The following is a 16841-nucleotide window of genomic DNA, read 5'->3' as shown; positions in this document are numbered from 1 at the left end:
CATCGCTAAGGCATAGCAAGGAATGCCGACGAGCGAAGCCTGAGCCGAGGAGAAATGACGCGCTAATGCCGATAACGACACTTATCGGCACATCTAATCCCTTTCATACAAAACTGCGCACAATGTATATTATGTTAAATAGGTAATGTAGTAGATTACAGTCCATATCTATTGATGGTTAAGCCTTTAATGCCGTTTAGTTGATAAATAAAAACATCACCTGCTAATTGTTCGATAGCTCTCTGTTCTGTGCTGAGTGAATTTTTTGCGCTGGTGATGATAAGCTTATCGAGGTTTGGCCCCCCAAATGCAATACTGGTTGGATTGGTAACCGGTAGTTTGAGGGTAAGATCAACGTTGCCGTTGGGACAATAACGAACCACTTGACCGCCGCCCCATTGGGCATTCCAGAGATATCCAGCGGCATCGATTTCTGAACCGTCTGGGGAAATCATTTGCTCTGTAGTGACAAATGAACGCTTGTTGCTAACTGCTGCGGTGTTTGGATCAAAATCATATTGAAATATTTCATGCTTTTGTGAGTCAGCGTGGTACATAGTGAGTCCATCTGGACTCCAGCAGAGCCCATTTGAAATACTGATGTTCTCACATGCTTTTACACATTGGCTTTTATGGTTTATGCAGTAAAGCGCAGCATTACTGTTTAGATAAGAGGCATTTTCGACCATAGTACCGGCCCAGAAGCGCCCTTGCCTGTCAACACGTCCGTCATTAAATCTGTTATCTGTAAGGTGTGATTCTGGTGTAGCCAGCCATTGTACTTTTTTAGTTTTTAAATGATATAAAGCAATACCGCGGTCAAAGGCAACAATCAGTTGGTCAACATATTGAGTTAATCCAAATGAACCTACTCGGTACGGCATAGGAAATGTGTTTAGTTGTTCACTATTAATGTCATAGCGAAATAGTTGTGCAGTTTCTATATCAGTCCACCAAATGGATTGATTATGTTCATCCCATAACACTCCCTCCCCTAATATATTGCCTACGGGGATGGTCATTAATAATTCACCTACACCAATATTACTCATTATAAAATCACTTATTTGGGATGAGTTGTTATCTTTCTACAAATCGGTATTTTTAGCAATGTGGCTCACTATAATTGGACGCTATCAATCTGTTTAGACTGTAAATAAAAAAGCATCCAGATGGATGCTTTTTGAGCAAGGTGTTTATACTTATTGAGTAGACTCGTTAAACAACTCTTGCACGTCTTGTTCTGTTACTGCTTCATCGTAAAATTTGATTTCATCAACAGCACCCGTGAACGGTACGTCCCATAGGTTAACTCCAACAGCAAATTTTGTGGTCGATGTTGAGAAAATATCTGGGAAGTTAGCGCCAGTGAAGAGTAACTTACCATTAATATAAACCTTCACATTACCGTTACTGACGGTATATACCATATGAGACCAAGTCTCTTTTGGCATAGTAAAGCCTGTTCTACCGTCATACCAAGCTTCGCCTGACCAAAGCACCATACGTTCATAGTCGTTTTGACCGCCGGGTAATACGCTAGTCCAGCTTGTAGCACTCGCATAACTAAATAGCGCACTAGTGTACTTATTCAAGACTTTAGGATTCAGCCAAAGCGAGACTGAATAGCGATTGCTTTTAATCAGGTTATTTGGCAATTCAATACCAGATGCTCCGTTAAATACAGCTGCCTTACCCACTGCCCCCTCGGCAAAGGTGATTTCCCCGCCAGTTGTGCCAATCAAGTTACCGACTATATTGCCAGCACCAAAGTTAGCCGTACTGTCGATTAGGTTATCTTCAAAGCTATAAATCGCTATAGGCTTGGGTGGCGCCATTGATTTTACATTTGCCGTAAATACTTTGGTTTGTGTCGCTTGTCCCAACTTAATCGTCGCGGTTAACGTGACCTCTTTATCGGTTTCATCACGGCTTGGCTGGATTACGCGACCTTTTGTGTCGATGATCGTTGGATCTGAAGATACCCAAGATATGGCGGCTGCATAAGGGCCCGTAAGAGGTAAATCTACATTCTCACGTACCGAAGATAAGTCGCCTAAATCGAGGATGTTTACTGCAGAATTTAACAGCTCGCTATCAGGTAATTTATCGATATCCAATGCTTTGACTTCATTCGCAGTCAATGCCGCTTCGTACACCTTAAGTTCATCAATCAATCCGTTATAGGGCAGATCCCAATAGTTAACCCCAAGTCCAAACACACCCTGTTGACCACTGAAATAATCGCTGAGGTTGCCGCGACTGAATTTTTCAACACCGTTAATAAATACACGCACCAACCCATTACTCACCGAAAACGCAACATGTGACCAAGTATTTTCAGGAATACGCTCACCCGTTACCCCATCAAACCAGGCGTTCCCGTTACTCCAAAACATGGTATTGCCATCCCAGCCTTGGGGCAGCATGCTTACCCAAGTATCGGAGAACTTGCTGCCATCGGCTGCAGTTTCCTCATTGACTGCACCAAAAAATGCCGTTGAAAAACCGGTGATAACAGTTGGATTTGCCCAGAATGAGACTGTGTATTCATAGCTTGAAATGATCCCTGTTGGCAGTAATACGCCGTGGGCACCATCGAGTGCAAGTGCTTCTCCTTCAAATCCTGCACTATAACCAACTGAATCTGCAGGTTTAAATATTCTGTCACCGGTCGGTTGACCCGCGGCAAATAGACTCAATGAATCGATTAAGTTATTTTCGAAACTATATTGCGCGATACGGTTATAGGTTTTTCTCGCAAACACGGTCACTTGGAAAGTCTTGGTCACTTTTTTGCCATTAACCATAATGGTGGCAGTTAATGTTATAACCTTATCTTTTTCCCCTGCATTGGGACGAATAACCGTACCATCAACTCGGATCACCTCTTCATCACTGGACGCCCAAGTAATGGTGGCACCATGGGTTCCACGTGTGGGTAATAGAATAGAGCCTTCCGTTACTTCGCTACCGATATTGATCCCATTAGCGGTATCGGTCAGCACTTGGTCTGTTGTCTTATCGAGTAATTTTGAGCCCCAAATACTAGCGCCATCAGTTGATAATGCACTAAAGGTGGGAACGAGTTTGTCTAGGTTTTCATCCCATTGCCAAGCAAGCACACCTTCAAACGAACCTAAATCATCAAGAGTGATTGTAATTTGATTATCATCACCTTGTAAGTAAGTTCCAGTCACATCGCCAGAGACTGAGCCTTTATTCGTCCACGTTCGTGTTAACTGGATATAAACGGATTTATGCGGTGTTGTATTGATATCTTTTGCATGATTAATAAATTGGTAAGTACCGGTAATATCGACTTCATCGACGATATTATCACCCGAAATAGGTGCATAACGCTGCGGTGAGGCTACTAGCCAACCATCGCTATTCATAAACATTTCATGAACTCTCACGCTATGGTTTTCATCGGTATCTGGAAAACGAGTATGCAGAACTAAGAAGTACTTACCAGTATCAACATCGTAAAATGCGGAGTTATGTCCTGGTGACATATAACCATGGTCTGTACCTACATCTCCAGGATGAGTCTCAAATAAAAAGTTTCCCATGAGCTTTACGCCATAGGGCGCAATGCCATCCAAATTGCCTGTTGCACCAATCATATCTTGGCCAGAGGCATCAACATACGGTCCATTGGGATTTTTTGATCGTGAAATACGTATGTTATAACCATCATTCTGAGCAAAACCACCGAATGAAGTAAACATATAATAATATTCAGATTGAGGGCTGTAGATAACGTAAGAGCCTTCGATTGCACTGTAACCTCCCCCCATGATTTTAGTGCCATAGCCCTGATCAGCAAGTGGCTTACCCGTTGTTGGATCTAACTGCATGACCCAAATCCCACCGGAGTAAGAACCATAACTCATCCACAGACCACCATCTTTATCATAAAAAATCGCAGGGTCTATCGCGTTAGGATCAGTATTGCCATTGTAGTTTTGACCATTTAACCCAGGGTTCTCCGTGCCGGCATGGCCACTTTTTAACAATAACCCTTGGTTGACATAAGGACCCATTATGTTGTCAGAGGTTGCCATACCTAAATATGAGCGGGAAACACAGTCTATTACAGTCGGTCCACCACAGAAATTGTAATAAAAGTGATATTTTCCGTCGGCTAATTTTTTAATATCGGGAGCCCATGAGCCCATAAAGCCGCCAGTCCAAGCCGTACCTTCTGCGATTTCAGTTGCATAGGTCTCAAATAAACTGCTGGCTTCAACACCATCAGATGCAACTTGCGTCCAGTTGATTAAATCTTTTGAACTTGCCACCGCAAGATGGCTACCAAAAACATAATAGGTTCCATCATCATCTTTAATAATTGATGGGTCATGGACGGCGACATTGGTGTAGTTGATTTCACCAGCAATGGCGGGATCCGCCGAGGTAACGGGATCTGGGAGTTTAAAAGTGTTTGTGTCGTTAGCACTGTAGCTACTGTCGTCCCCACCACAGGAAGCAAGTGCCAAAATCAAGCTTACAGACACGAATGAGCGTTGAAGCACCATGAGCGTCGATCCTTTTATTGTTGTGATTAATGTTAATGGTAGTTGCGATAACGTATTACGGCATATATGTATTACAATAATACAGTAACACAAGATTAACATTACCATTCTATTAAAATAAGTAAACATGTTGTGACGGATTTTGATTTATATAACGAATAAAATGACGATTTTATGGGGTTGAGACTGTGGTAATAATTTTATCTATAGATGGACGTAATCTAGTTATTAGGAATCTATTTCGTTTAACCTGTTATTTATCAATAATTTAGTTTTTTAAATTTGTGAGGTTAACAAAATTTATCAACATTTTATTGAATAGAGATTGAACATCTTCGTTAGTTGACACATCATTAGTCATACAATATGATTTAACAATTGCCACACATGATTAACTTTGCAACGCTAGAGGATATCCCGCTATTCGCCGCAAAGAGTATGAACAAATTCTTAACTTTTCAGAACACACTGGGGTATGCGTGATTTTGAAGTGGGATACACAAGACCGGGATGTCCGTTCGTGCCTGAGGCTTACCGGATCAAAAATAATAACTACCGGAGATAAACTAGATGTTTAAACAGACTTATTTGGCCAGTGCAATTATTTTTGCATTGACCAGTCAGGCTGCGTATGCAGCAGATCAAAATGTGGCACAACAGAGCCAAACGGAAGCCGAGGCTACCGTATCTCAGCAACAGGCTCCAGTTGCAAACCTGCCTGTAAGAAATGAAGAGATGGAAGTCATTCAAGTCCAGGGTATTCGAGGTAGTTTAAACAAAGCTGTTGAGCTTAAGCGCCAGAATATTCAAGTTGTTGAGGCTATTGTGGCCGAGGATGTGGGTAAGTTTCCTGACAATAACGTCGTCGAAGCCCTGCAACGTGTTACTGGTGTTCAAGTGACCGACAGGGCAAGTGGTGAGACTAATACTGTGAGTATTCGTGGCTTAAATGACGTCACTACTACGGTTAATGGTCGCCAAATATTTACGGCTACGGGTCGCTCGGTGGCGATAGCTGATATCCCAGCAGCGCTACTTGGTAGTGTCGAAGTTTTTAAAACTCGCTCATCCGCGCAAATCGGCAGCGGTATTGCGGGTCAGATTGATATTAAAACCCATAGACCATTTGATTTTGAAGACAGTAAAGTCTCCGTCGCTGCAAAAGGTATTTACTCGGATCAACCCGATAAAATTGACCCTAATTTTAGCGTATTAGCAAGTGATCGCTGGAGTACTCACTTAGGCGAAATAGGTGCGTTGGTTAACCTGTCGTATATCCGCACTAATTACAAAGATGAAACCGTATCACCTGGCGCCTCTTTTCCTATTTTTGTGGAAGATGGAACTCGTATCAATAGCGGTTGGAACGTAGGTTCGGCCCATGGCATTGATACTAGCGCTGGCGCGACAATTGATGGCAAAGAATATTTACTTGCCCGTGATGCTATGTTTGGAAATTCCCTTGAGGGTGAACGTGAACGCCCTGCATTTAATATTTCGCTACAATGGGCTCCCACAGATACCTCTGAATATACCTTTGAAGCTTTCTATAACGGTTACCGTAATGATAGCTTTAACTCTATGTTATTTAGCACCGTTGACTCACCTACTAATTGGAATCAAGTCGTTAGTGATGGTATTGAAGTTTACGATGGTACTAACGTGATTAAATCGCGTACAGCTTATAACGCTTATAACTTCACTAGTGGTGATTACAGCAAAGCCAGTACTGATAGTTACGTGTTTGCCCTCGGTGGTAAATGGGATATTACCGAAGACTTCCAATTAAAGTCCGAAATGGTTTTCCAACAAAGTACTTTTGAAAATGAATTTATCGCTATGCGTGGTCAAACCACCGCGTACGGTGTCAATGTTGATTACAATGCCGATGATGGTATCCCAAGCTGGACTTATTTAGATAATCCCGACACCAGTGTTGATGAATCAGATTTAACTAATGCGGCAATGTGGGAAACCGCTGACTTTTATGATAACGGCAGCAAAGATGAAGGCGACTCACTTTCGTGGACTGTTGATGGCAGCCTCTACATCGACGTTGGCATATTTACTAAACTGCAATTTGGTGCGCGCTATGAACAGCGAGGTGCGATTAATTCTAATCGCACCGCCAGTGGTGCGAATAAAATTGCCTTTAGTGATTTAGATCCATCGATGATCACGAATACGACTGGCTTCTTCGATGGCCGCGCCAATGTACCTAGCTCATGGGCTGTCATCAATGGCTATAATTTACATAAAAATCGTAGTCAATATGAGGCATTATGGGGATTTAGTGCTGATGAATTAGTATTACAAAAAACCTTTGATATTGATGAAGGCTCTTGGGCTGCCTATGTCATGTCAGATTTTGATACTGAGATCTTAGGTAAACGTTTTGATGGTCAAGTTGGTGTGCGTTATGAAGGTTCAAAATCCGATATGACCTTCTTTGATAATGAAGCCAAAGATGCTGCCGGTAATACCATCACGGCAGAAAGTACGGCTTCTAACACTAGCTCAACATTGCTACCGAGTTTAGTTATGCGCTATTGGTTGACGGATGATTTTGTGGCACGTTTTGCTTACACAGAAACGATTCGTCCCCCAGCCTTTGCAGATTTAAATTCTTTTACGTATTACACCCCTGATTTAACAGATACAGGTTTTGGTTCAGCCAATGGCGGTAACCCTGATCTTGACCCAGTGACGTCTCAAAATTACGACATTTCTCTGGAATATTATTTCGGTAATGGTAACTCTGTCTATGGCACTTATTTCCGCCGAGATATTGAGGGCTTAGTCTATAGCTCGTTAACCAAAACCTTATATGATTATGACGACGATGGCGTAGATGAATCTTATATCTTGAACCGCCCTGGTAATACCTCTAATGGTAAGCTCACTGGGTTTGAATTTGGCGCTGTGTATTTTCCAGAAGGATTACCGAGCTTACTCGACGGTTTAGGGACTCAGGTCAGTGCGACTTTACTTGATTCATCACAGGATATTCCTGAATATGATAGCGAAACAGGTAACCAAATCGGTTCCACAACTCGAGATATGTTTGGTGTTTCCGATGAGTCCTACAGCGCAACATTGATTTATGACAAAGAGTTCTTCAGTGCCCGTATGTCATATACATGGCGCAGTGAATTCTTAAACTCTTACGATGCAGCATTTTTTGCGATGCCACGGGGGCTCTACCGTAAACCAGAGCAATCATTGGACTTCCAGTTAAGCTACAATATTACCGATGATTTGGTCGTAAGCTTTGATGCCACTAATATTCTGGATGATGTGTATCAGGAGTACTACGAGGATTCCACTCTATTTAATCGTACCAACAACATCTACACACGTACGTTTGCACTTGGGGTTCGCTACTCATTCTAAGTATGATGTGTCGCCAGCAACATTGATAAAAAAGCTAATCCTCTGATTAGCTTTTTTTCTTCACATCAATGACAAACTACAAAAGGAGTTTTTATGCGTCAGGTTATCTTGATTGCGGGGCTTTTTAGCATACTTTCTGCCATGTTCAGTGTTGATGCTATGGCTGAAAATCGTCAGCTAACGAGTCCAGATAGGCGTATTAGTGTCGCGCTTTTTATCGATGCGCACGATCAAGCACAATATCAAATATCCCAAGATAGACAGCCCGTGTTATTAGCTTCAAGATTAGGTTTAGCGCTTTCAGACAGGCAGTTTTTAAATAATATTCGCTCGATAAAACCCAGTGATATCATACAAGTTAATGAGCATTATCAGCTCTACAGCGGCAAGCAAAGCCAAGTTGACTATCGCGCGAATCAACAACAGTTTGTGCTCACCAATGACAAAATGCAGCAGTTGGAAATCACCTTTAGAGTCTCAAACGATGGCGTGGCATTTCGCTATCGCGCGCTTGAAGATAAACGCATTGTCAATGAATCGCCAAAACCCGTGAGTGTGGTCGAGGAATATACTCGTTTTAATTTGCCGCAGCAGAGCCGCGCTTGGCTGCAACCGATTGCCGAAGCGCAAACAGGTTGGGAGCATACTAACCCATCCTATGAAGAACATTATCAAATGGATATCCCTGTCGGTCAGCCGTCCCCTTCACCTGCAGGCTGGGTTTTCCCTGCACTGTTTAAGATAAGCAATAAGACGGATAACACTTGGATGGCGATTACAGAAGCTGGCGTGACGGCAAATGATCACGCTTCGCGTCTGCAAGCTCGATCTCCCAAAGGTGAATATGCCATAGGTTTACCTATGCCTGCCGAGGTGTTTACTGGCAAAGCACTGCTGAGTCACGGCACCTTACCTTTGCAGACACCGTGGCGCGTGATTGCCATTGGCTCTCTTGCGACCATAGCCGATTCCACATTAGGGACAGATCTCGCAGAGCCTTCAGCAATGGACACTCGCTTTATCAAGCCTGGGATAGCTTCTTGGAGCTGGGGATTATTGAAAGATGATGCCACTATTTATTCCGTGCAGCAGCAATTTATCGATCATGCCGCAGACATGCACTGGCAATACACACTCATTGATGCAGATTGGGATCAAAAGATTGGTGACGACAAACTCAAGCAGCTTGTTGATTATGCAGCTGATAAAAATGTCGGCATTTGGGTTTGGTACAATTCATCAGGTGCTTGGAATACCACGAAATACAGCCCTAAAAGTCGCTTATTGACCGCAGAAACTCGCCAACAGGAGTTTGCTAAGTTACATAATATGGGTGTTAAAGGCGTGAAAATCGATTTCTTTGCCGGTGACGGTCAATCCATAATTGCCTACTATCACGACATTCTCAACGATGCGGCTAAGTATGAGTTATTAGTTAATTTTCATGGCACGACTTTGCCAAGAGGCCTGAGCAGAACTTACCCTAACCTATTGAGTGCAGAGGCGGTAAAGGGCTTTGAAATGATCACTTTCTTCCAAGAGGCGGCAGATAAGGAAGCGAGTCACTGCGCCATGTTACCTTTTACTCGTAACCTATTTGATCCCATGGATTTCACCCCAACTACCTTTAACGATATTCCTAACATTAAGCGTAAAACGACCAATGCCTTTGAATTGGCCTTGCCGATTTTGTTTGTGAGTGGCATTCAGCACATAGTTGAGACACCGGCAGGAATGAAAACCGTGCCGCCCTTTGTTAAAAGCGTTATGCAGCAATTGCCGACTCATTGGGATGAATCCCGCTTTATCGCAGGTTATCCCGGTAAATTAGCCGTATTTGCTCGCCGTGCTGGTGACACTTGGTTTGTCGCGGGTATTAATGGCGAAGCAGAAGCTAAAACCATCACACTCGATCTCAGTTTTTTACAAACGATTGATGGAAATATTGAGATGATTGTCAGCGATGGCGAGCGGGGTTTTCAAACCCCAAAGGTGGTTTTATCCGCTAAAACTGAAATTAAACTTCAGGGTAATGATGGGTTTATCATTCGTATTACACCTAAAAGTTAAGCGCAAGCACTCAGCTAAACAAAGATTCTAAAGAAGCATTTTAATAGATTTAGCCTCATGGATAATCGTAAGCGGCTCAGATTGATTAAATCAAAGCCGCTTTATTTTTTCATCTCATAAAATGACTCAAGGCTGTGCTAAGTGACAGCTTATGAGCTTTGAAAGCCTCAAGCGATTTTGCTACTGTTAGCACCCTCACACTTTTCGAATACGACTTATGCACTCTTCATGGTTTTTCTTTGATGCGATCCCCGCTGATATATTTGCCCTACTCACCCTAAGCGCCGCATTTACCTCTTTTTTTACTGCCTGCTTTGGCATTGGTGGTGGCGTTATGCTTTTAGGTGTGATGGCGCAAGTATTACCGCCGCAACTGATTATTCCATTGCATGGCGTGGTGCAATTGGGCTCGAACGGTGGCCGTGCTGCTCTGGGTTGGCGCTATATCGAATGGCGACTCATAGCGGCATTTTTCCCCGGTGCAATATTAGGGGCATTATTGGGGAGTGTTGTGTTGGTGGCGCTGCCGCCATCAGTCATGTATCTCACCATTGCTGCATTTATTCTTTATTCCTGCTGGGGTCCTAAACTGCCCAAAATGGTGTTTGGTACTTTAGGGACGCTTGCCGCAGGCGCCATAACCACGTTTATCTCGTTATTTGCAGGCGCTACTGGGCCATTAGTTGCGGCGTTTATTAAACAATTGGAAGTTGATCGTTTTCGCACCGTCGCCACTTTTGCCATGGCGATGTCACTGCAACACGGGGTTAAAATTGTGGTGTTTGAAGGCATGGGTGTCTCGCTAGCGGATTGGTGGCCGCTGTTGGTGTGCATGATTTTAAGCGGCACCGTAGGCACGTGGATTGGGTTTAAAATGCTGAAACGCGTCGCCGATAAACATTTTCAAACGGCTTTTAGCATTATACTGACGCTGTTGGCCATTCGATTAATTTGGCAGGCGATTAGCCAGTGGTAGGGGCATAAAAAAAGCAGTAACTGAATCAGTTACTGCTTAGCGCCGAGCAACGCTGGCTCAACCAAGATGTCGTTAAGCGACCTCAACTCAAACGACATTTCAAACAACTTTTACAAACCTTTTGTCGCTATTGTGTCTGGTTGTTGACTTCCCTGAAATAGAATTGTTGTGAAATAGTGCTCTTCCATACATCTTCCACAATGTTGTCACCGTTGGCATAGGACTCGCCTGCAACTTTCATCGACGATCCTCCCTTACGCGACACCACACGTAATGAACCATTTGGCATGTATTCAGTGCGCCATTCACTATCATCTTTATCGCAACTGCCAAGCTGTAAATTACCCGCCACACTGATAACACATTGTGCTCGATTTTGAGCGGTTAACTGACTTGATTGCAAACGATAATAACCGTCAGTTGTGGGTGTTGCCTGCCATTGTTGGCAGGCATTCGCTGTGTACTCATGTTGGACGATATTAGCATTCGCGTTAACATCACATTGCTGCGCTGACACCACACGTCCACTATGAGCATTCACAATGGCAAATTTCGACACTGGCTCAATACGCCAATCAGTGCATTCGCTCATACGATTTTCGCCAGCAACAACAGTTGCGCCTTTTTTGATACTGCAATTAGCAGCTTGCAGGTTTTTAATCGAACGCTCATTAGCAAAGCGGAACCAACCATCATGACTCGCATCAACCGACCAACGCTGACAACGAGAGGCGACCCAAGGCGTGGCATTGATGCCCGATGTCGCACTATCTTGACAGTTTTCTTGGGTTAAAAAAGTGCCTTCGGCAACGTTAGCAAATCGATATAAGCCATCATTGGCCTGATCAATCACCCAAGTGCTGGCTTTATCATCACAACGACTCACGCTGACGTCACCTTTAGCATTAGTGATCAAACATTGATTAATTTTCCGATTAACAATGCGGTATTTCACCCCTTCCACTTGGGCTTTCAATGGCCCAAACTCACCACTTGGAACGGGTAATTGTTGCTTATCAGCCAGTGGCTCACCAAAGTGAGGCAGGCCTTTGTCATCCCACTTAAAGGGTTGGGCTCTAGCGGAACGTGTGCCACTGCAGCCATCTGTGGGTGAAGAGTTGCCGTGGTAAACCAACCAATCTTCACTGCCATCGGGTGAGGTAAAGAATCCGTGATGGCCAGGGCCATAGACGCCATTGCCTTTACTGAAAAAAGGCTTGTCGTATTTAGTCCACGCTGCGGGATCCATAGGATCGGCGCCCGTGAGCTCGACCACGCCAAGTGAGTAATCTTCTGTATTACAAAAGCTTGCCGAATGCACCAAGAAAGTACGTCCTTCGTGCTGAATAATCTCTGGGCCTTCATTCACATTTAAACCGGACTTTTCCCAGTCATGAATAGGCTGAGTGATGACCTTGTGCTCGCCTTCCACTGTCCAAGGATTGCTCATTTTGGCGATTAAGTTGACTTGATCTTTGCCATGCCACTCGGACCAAAGGAAGTATAACTGGTCTTTATATTCCAAATAGCTGCCATCGATATTCCAATGATCCGGCATAGGCGTCCCCTTAAATTGGTACGGCCCCATAGGGTCGCTGCCCTCGCTCTCAAGAATATGATTGCGCTGACCATCAAAGTTTTCTGCCACGCCTGAAGTATAAATCACATACCAGCGCGAACCGTCAGCGGTTTGCAGCGGATGAAACTCAAAGGCCCAAAAATTACAGCAACGGGATTTATCGGTGCCACTCCAAATATTGTGCGCCGGAGCATCGGCAAGCCCGGCAATCGTGGGCGATTTACGCATCACTAACTCAGAGGTCCACGTGGTGGTGGTCAGATAATAGTTACCATTAAAATATTCAAGCCAAGGATCGGCGCCATTTCGGAGCAAAGGGTTGGCAAAGGTTTCGCTGGTGATGCGGTTATCGTCCGCTGATATGGGCGATGCTTGAACCATACCTGCCCCCAAGCAGGATGACAGCGCCATTACGGCGAATAATGTAGTCAGAGAATGAGTCATTGTTATTTATTTCCTACTGAGTCAACTAATACACTTTGATATTGGGTGAGCGCGTTAGGGTCGACCACTGGCCAACCTTGGTTCCATGTCAGTTCAGCAATTTTGAGTTTTTGTAAGCCATTATCGGCGGATTCGTAGGCGTGAAAGACTAAATAATCTTTTCCATCAAATTGATACACGCTGTTGTGCCCCAATCCTGGCCATGCCTTAGTACCGTTAAAAAACACGGAGCCGCCACCTTGAGCCATGTCTTTACCGGCTTTATCAAGATAAGGGCCCGTCACTGATTTCGAGCGTCCAACCGCTAAATGATAGGTACTGTCGTCACCACGGCAGCAAAGACCGTAGGAGACAAATAAATAGTAAAAATCCGCTTTTTTATAAATAAACGGGGCTTCAATTTGCGCTGGGCCGGGTTCGGTTTCTGCTAGCAGTGCAGGACGTGCTAGCTTGGCTAAGGTATGCCATTCCTGCGGCTCGGCAATCGAGATAAAGTCACTATTGAGTTTAACGAGCTTCAACCCTTGCCAGAATGAACCGAAACTCATCCAAGGCGTGCCTTGTTCATCGACAATAATATTGGGGTCAATGGCATTCCATGCATCGCGATCAGGCACAGACTGCAGCACAATGCCTTTATCAACCCACTGGTAATCCTTTGAATTTTTATCGAGCGTCTTATTAACAGTTACGCCAATTGCCGAAGTATTTTTACCAAAGGCCGACACTGAGTAATAAAGATAAAAAAGTCCATCGTGCTCAATGATATCTGGTGCCCAAAGATGCCCACCAAAATCTGGCGAGACTTGCTTTGCCCATGTAGGTTCGGTGTCAAATACCCTACCCGCTAATTCCCAATGCACTCTATCTTTTGAAGCATAATAAGTAATACCAGGACCAGTACTAAACAGATAATAGTTACCCGATTCTTGTGCCATTACGGGATCATGAATACTCACCTGTTCCGCATTGACATGACTTATTGTGCCAGTAAGGGCAAGCAGCAAAGCACAGTTGAGCAACTTCACATGTCGCTTAAGGTATTTTCTAGATGTAACAGTTATAGGTGGCATCAATTCTCCTTAATGAAACAAGATCCAAATATTACAAAATAGCTATTATGCTATTGTATGATGATTGAGGTTATCATACTATCAAGACAAATAAGTAACAATCCAATGTGGGAAAATTAACAGTTAGAGAATGTATTAACATGGGGGAATACGGTATAACGTGTTGCTGATACATTAACTCACTGTTTATAAAAAATATAATAAGGATTTCTGATGAGTTCTCATAAACTGTCGGTCATTGAAAAGATCGGATACGGCTCTGGGGATATGGCCGTGAACGTGGTGATGTCTTCAATGATGTTAATTATTACCTTCTTTTATACCGACATATTTGGCCTAAAACCCGCCGATGTGGGGATTTTGTTTTTGCTGGTTCGTTTAATCGATGCCATCACCGATCCACTCATGGGCATTATTAACGATAAAGTGACCACACGTTGGGGTCGTTATCGCCCTTACTTCCTGTTTATGGCGGTGCCGTTTGGGCTGTCAGTCTTTTTAACCTTTAGTACACCGGATTGGGACTACAATGCCAAACTGATTTGGGCTTATTCTACTTATATTCTGGTGACGATTATTTTCACCACAGTCACAATTCCTTATATATCCATTATTAGCGTATTAACGGATAACCCCAAAGAGCGCTTGTCCGCCAATGGCTATCGTTTGTTCTTCGCCAAAATAGCGGCGTTTTTAGTGACCATTATTGTGCCTATGCTGGCGGCCTCTTGGGGAGGAGACAATATTGCTGCGGGTTATCAGAAGGCCATGGGCGTGATGGCATTAATGGCAACACTGCTATTTTTATTTTGTTTTTTTACCACTAAAGAGCGCGTGGCCTACAAAGTAGAAACTAAGCCTATTGGCACACAATTGAAGTTGCTATTAAAGAACGATCAATGGTTAGTGCTGTGTTCTATCTGCGTGATAGGCACAGTCGGTTACGTTATTCGCGGCTCAGTTGCCGCCTATTACGCGACCTATTACCTCGGTGGCGACGCCAAAATGCTGTCGGCATTTCTCTCAACCGGTGTTGGCGCCGCGATTCTGGCGATGGTGGCCTCAACCTGGATCACTAAGCGTTACTGCAAGCTTAAGCTGTTCCGTTATAGCCAAATCATCGTTGGTGTTTTAAGTGTGCTGATGTTCTTTACTGTGCAGCCAGGCGATATCGTACTTGCCTTTGTGCTCTATTTTGCCATCTCCTTTGTGGTGGATTTACATGCACCTGTATTTTGGTCGGTGATTTCTGAATCGGTCGATTACGGCACGGTTAAAACAGGTCACAGGGTTTCGGGTTTAGCTTTTGGTGGTATCTCATTCGCCCAAAAAGCGGGTATGGGCGCCGCGGGTTTTGTGGTGGGTATGTTATTGACTTATTTCAACTATCAACCTGGGCAAGTACAAAGCAGTTTCACCCTGACAGGGATTTCCTTGATGTTAACTGTCATTCCTGGTGCCTTCCACGCGCTGATGGGGTTGTTGATGTTTAAGTACAAAATATCTGACCGTGTTTATGAAGATATCAAGCAAGCACTACCCGATATGGAAATTCTTGATGAAGAGGCCGCACCTGAAACCAAGCGCAAAGCTCAAGGCGGCAATGGCGATCCACAAGTCTCGGTGTAGCTGTGTGGATTCAATGAAAGATCTGCTATTTGGATCAATGATGTCAATTTTTCAAGTTCATTTGTTTGCAATCCGTTTTTGGAATCGTTTGGAGTAAAAGATGTTAACGCTCAGCCCTTTAATTGAACAACGTGCCGACCCTTTTATTTATAAGCACACGGATGGTTTTTATTATTTCACCGCGTCAGTGCCGCAGTACGACCGTATTGAGTTACGCAGAGCCGCCACGATTGATGGTCTTGCCGATGCCACTCCGGTTGATGTGTGGCATAAACCGGAGTCGGGTGCTTATTCTGACTTAGTATGGGCGCCGGAAATCCATTTTAATCAAGGTGCTTGGTATCTCTATGTTGCAATTGCGCCGAGCCGAGAAATTAAAGATGCGCTGTTTCAACATCGCATGTATGTGCTGCGTTGTAATGATGCCAATCCTCTGACAGGCGAATGGCAGTTCATCGGCCAGCTCGATACGGGTATCGACACCTTCTGCCTTGATGCGACAACCTTTGAACACCGTGGTCAGCTGTACTATGTTTGGGCGCAAAAAGCTCCAGACATCCAAGGCAACAGCAATCTTTACATTGCCAAAATGGACACACCAGACAAGATAAGCTCAACGCCTGTGATGTTAACCAAGCCTGAATATCCATGGGAGATCAAAGGCTTTTGGGTGAACGAAGGTCCGTCCGTGCTAAAACGTCATGGCAAAATCTTTATCACTTATTCTGCCAGTGCTACCGATGAAAATTATTGCATGGGTTTACTGTCTATTGATGAGAATGCAGATTTACTCGATGCAGCTCAATGGCATAAAGCATCAGAACCTGTGATGACAAGTTGTTATGAGCACGGTGTTTACGGTGCAGGACATAACAGTTTTACGCTTGCTGAAGATGGTGAAACCGATCTTTTGGTGTATCACGCCCGCACTTACACTGAAATTGAAGGCGACCCTTTATGGGATCCCAATCGTCATACCTATGTGAAGGCGTTGCGTTGGGATGATGCGGGGATGCCAGTATTTGGCAAGCCTTCAATCCAAGAATAAATGCGTCTTTTAAAGACTTAAATTTAAGGCTCCTGTACCAACAAACTTTGGTATTTTCGGGGCCTTTTTGTTACTGCCGCATTAG

At 44.0% G+C, this 16841-nt stretch carries 9 protein-coding genes; 5 read left to right on the top strand and 4 right to left on the bottom strand.

Annotated features, from left to right (window positions below; all coding sequences use genetic code 11):
• Window positions 1-155: 155 nt before the first annotated feature.
• Window positions 156-1052 (bottom strand): SMP-30/gluconolactonase/LRE family protein, encoded by an 897-nt coding sequence (locus ACRN9H_RS08960; RefSeq protein ID WP_432313368.1) that lies wholly within the window; start codon window positions 1050-1052, stop codon window positions 156-158.
• Window positions 1053-1202: 150 nt separating this feature from the next.
• Entirely contained in the window at window positions 1203-4544 is a 3342-nt protein-coding gene (locus ACRN9H_RS08955) for a LamG-like jellyroll fold domain-containing protein (protein ID WP_432313367.1), read from the bottom strand.
• 570 nt (window positions 4545-5114) lie between these two features.
• Here ACRN9H_RS08955 and ACRN9H_RS08950 point away from each other — a divergent pair.
• The 3 genes from ACRN9H_RS08950 (at window position 5115) to ACRN9H_RS08940 (ending at window position 10983) form a co-directional block, all read left to right on the top strand.
• A complete protein-coding gene (locus tag ACRN9H_RS08950; protein WP_432313366.1) occupies window positions 5115-7937 on the top strand; it encodes a TonB-dependent receptor in 2823 nt (940 codons plus the stop codon).
• Window positions 7938-8030: 93 nt separating this feature from the next.
• Window positions 8031-10007: a glycoside hydrolase family 97 catalytic domain-containing protein gene (locus ACRN9H_RS08945; protein WP_432313365.1), complete on the top strand. Its 1977-nt coding sequence runs from the start codon at window positions 8031-8033 to the stop codon at window positions 10005-10007.
• A 217-nt stretch (window positions 10008-10224) separates the two neighbouring features.
• On the top strand, window positions 10225-10983 hold the full coding sequence (locus ACRN9H_RS08940) for a sulfite exporter TauE/SafE family protein (RefSeq protein ID WP_432313364.1): 759 nt from the start codon (window positions 10225-10227) through the stop codon (window positions 10981-10983).
• Window positions 10984-11110: 127 nt separating this feature from the next.
• Here the strand turns inward: ACRN9H_RS08940 and ACRN9H_RS08935 are convergent, their stop codons facing one another.
• Both ACRN9H_RS08935 and ACRN9H_RS08930 read right to left on the bottom strand, forming a co-directional pair.
• Complete coding sequence (locus tag ACRN9H_RS08935) at window positions 11111-13006, bottom strand: family 43 glycosylhydrolase (RefSeq protein WP_432313363.1); 1896 nt, start codon at window positions 13004-13006, stop codon at window positions 11111-11113.
• Window positions 13007-13008: 2 nt separating this feature from the next.
• On the bottom strand, window positions 13009-14079 hold the full coding sequence (locus tag ACRN9H_RS08930) for an arabinan endo-1,5-alpha-L-arabinosidase (RefSeq protein ID WP_432313362.1): 1071 nt from the start codon (window positions 14077-14079) through the stop codon (window positions 13009-13011).
• Between the two features lie 213 nt (window positions 14080-14292).
• Between ACRN9H_RS08930 and ACRN9H_RS08925 the strand changes: the two genes are divergently transcribed.
• Together ACRN9H_RS08925 and ACRN9H_RS08920 are read left to right on the top strand one after the other, a co-directional pair.
• On the top strand, window positions 14293-15708 hold the full coding sequence (locus ACRN9H_RS08925) for an MFS transporter (RefSeq protein ID WP_432313361.1): 1416 nt from the start codon (window positions 14293-14295) through the stop codon (window positions 15706-15708).
• 100 nt (window positions 15709-15808) lie between these two features.
• Window positions 15809-16756, top strand: a complete 948-nt coding sequence (locus ACRN9H_RS08920) for a glycoside hydrolase family 43 protein (RefSeq protein ID WP_432313360.1) — start codon at window positions 15809-15811, stop codon at window positions 16754-16756.
• The last annotated feature ends 85 nt before the right edge of the window (window positions 16757-16841 follow it).

The sequence above is a fragment of the Shewanella sp. MF08487 genome (genome assembly GCF_050848685.1).
In the GTDB taxonomy this organism is placed as follows: domain Bacteria; phylum Pseudomonadota; class Gammaproteobacteria; order Enterobacterales; family Shewanellaceae; genus Shewanella; species Shewanella glacialipiscicola.
Note: the sequence above shows the minus strand (reverse complement) of the source record. Positions and strands in the feature narration are given on the sequence as shown.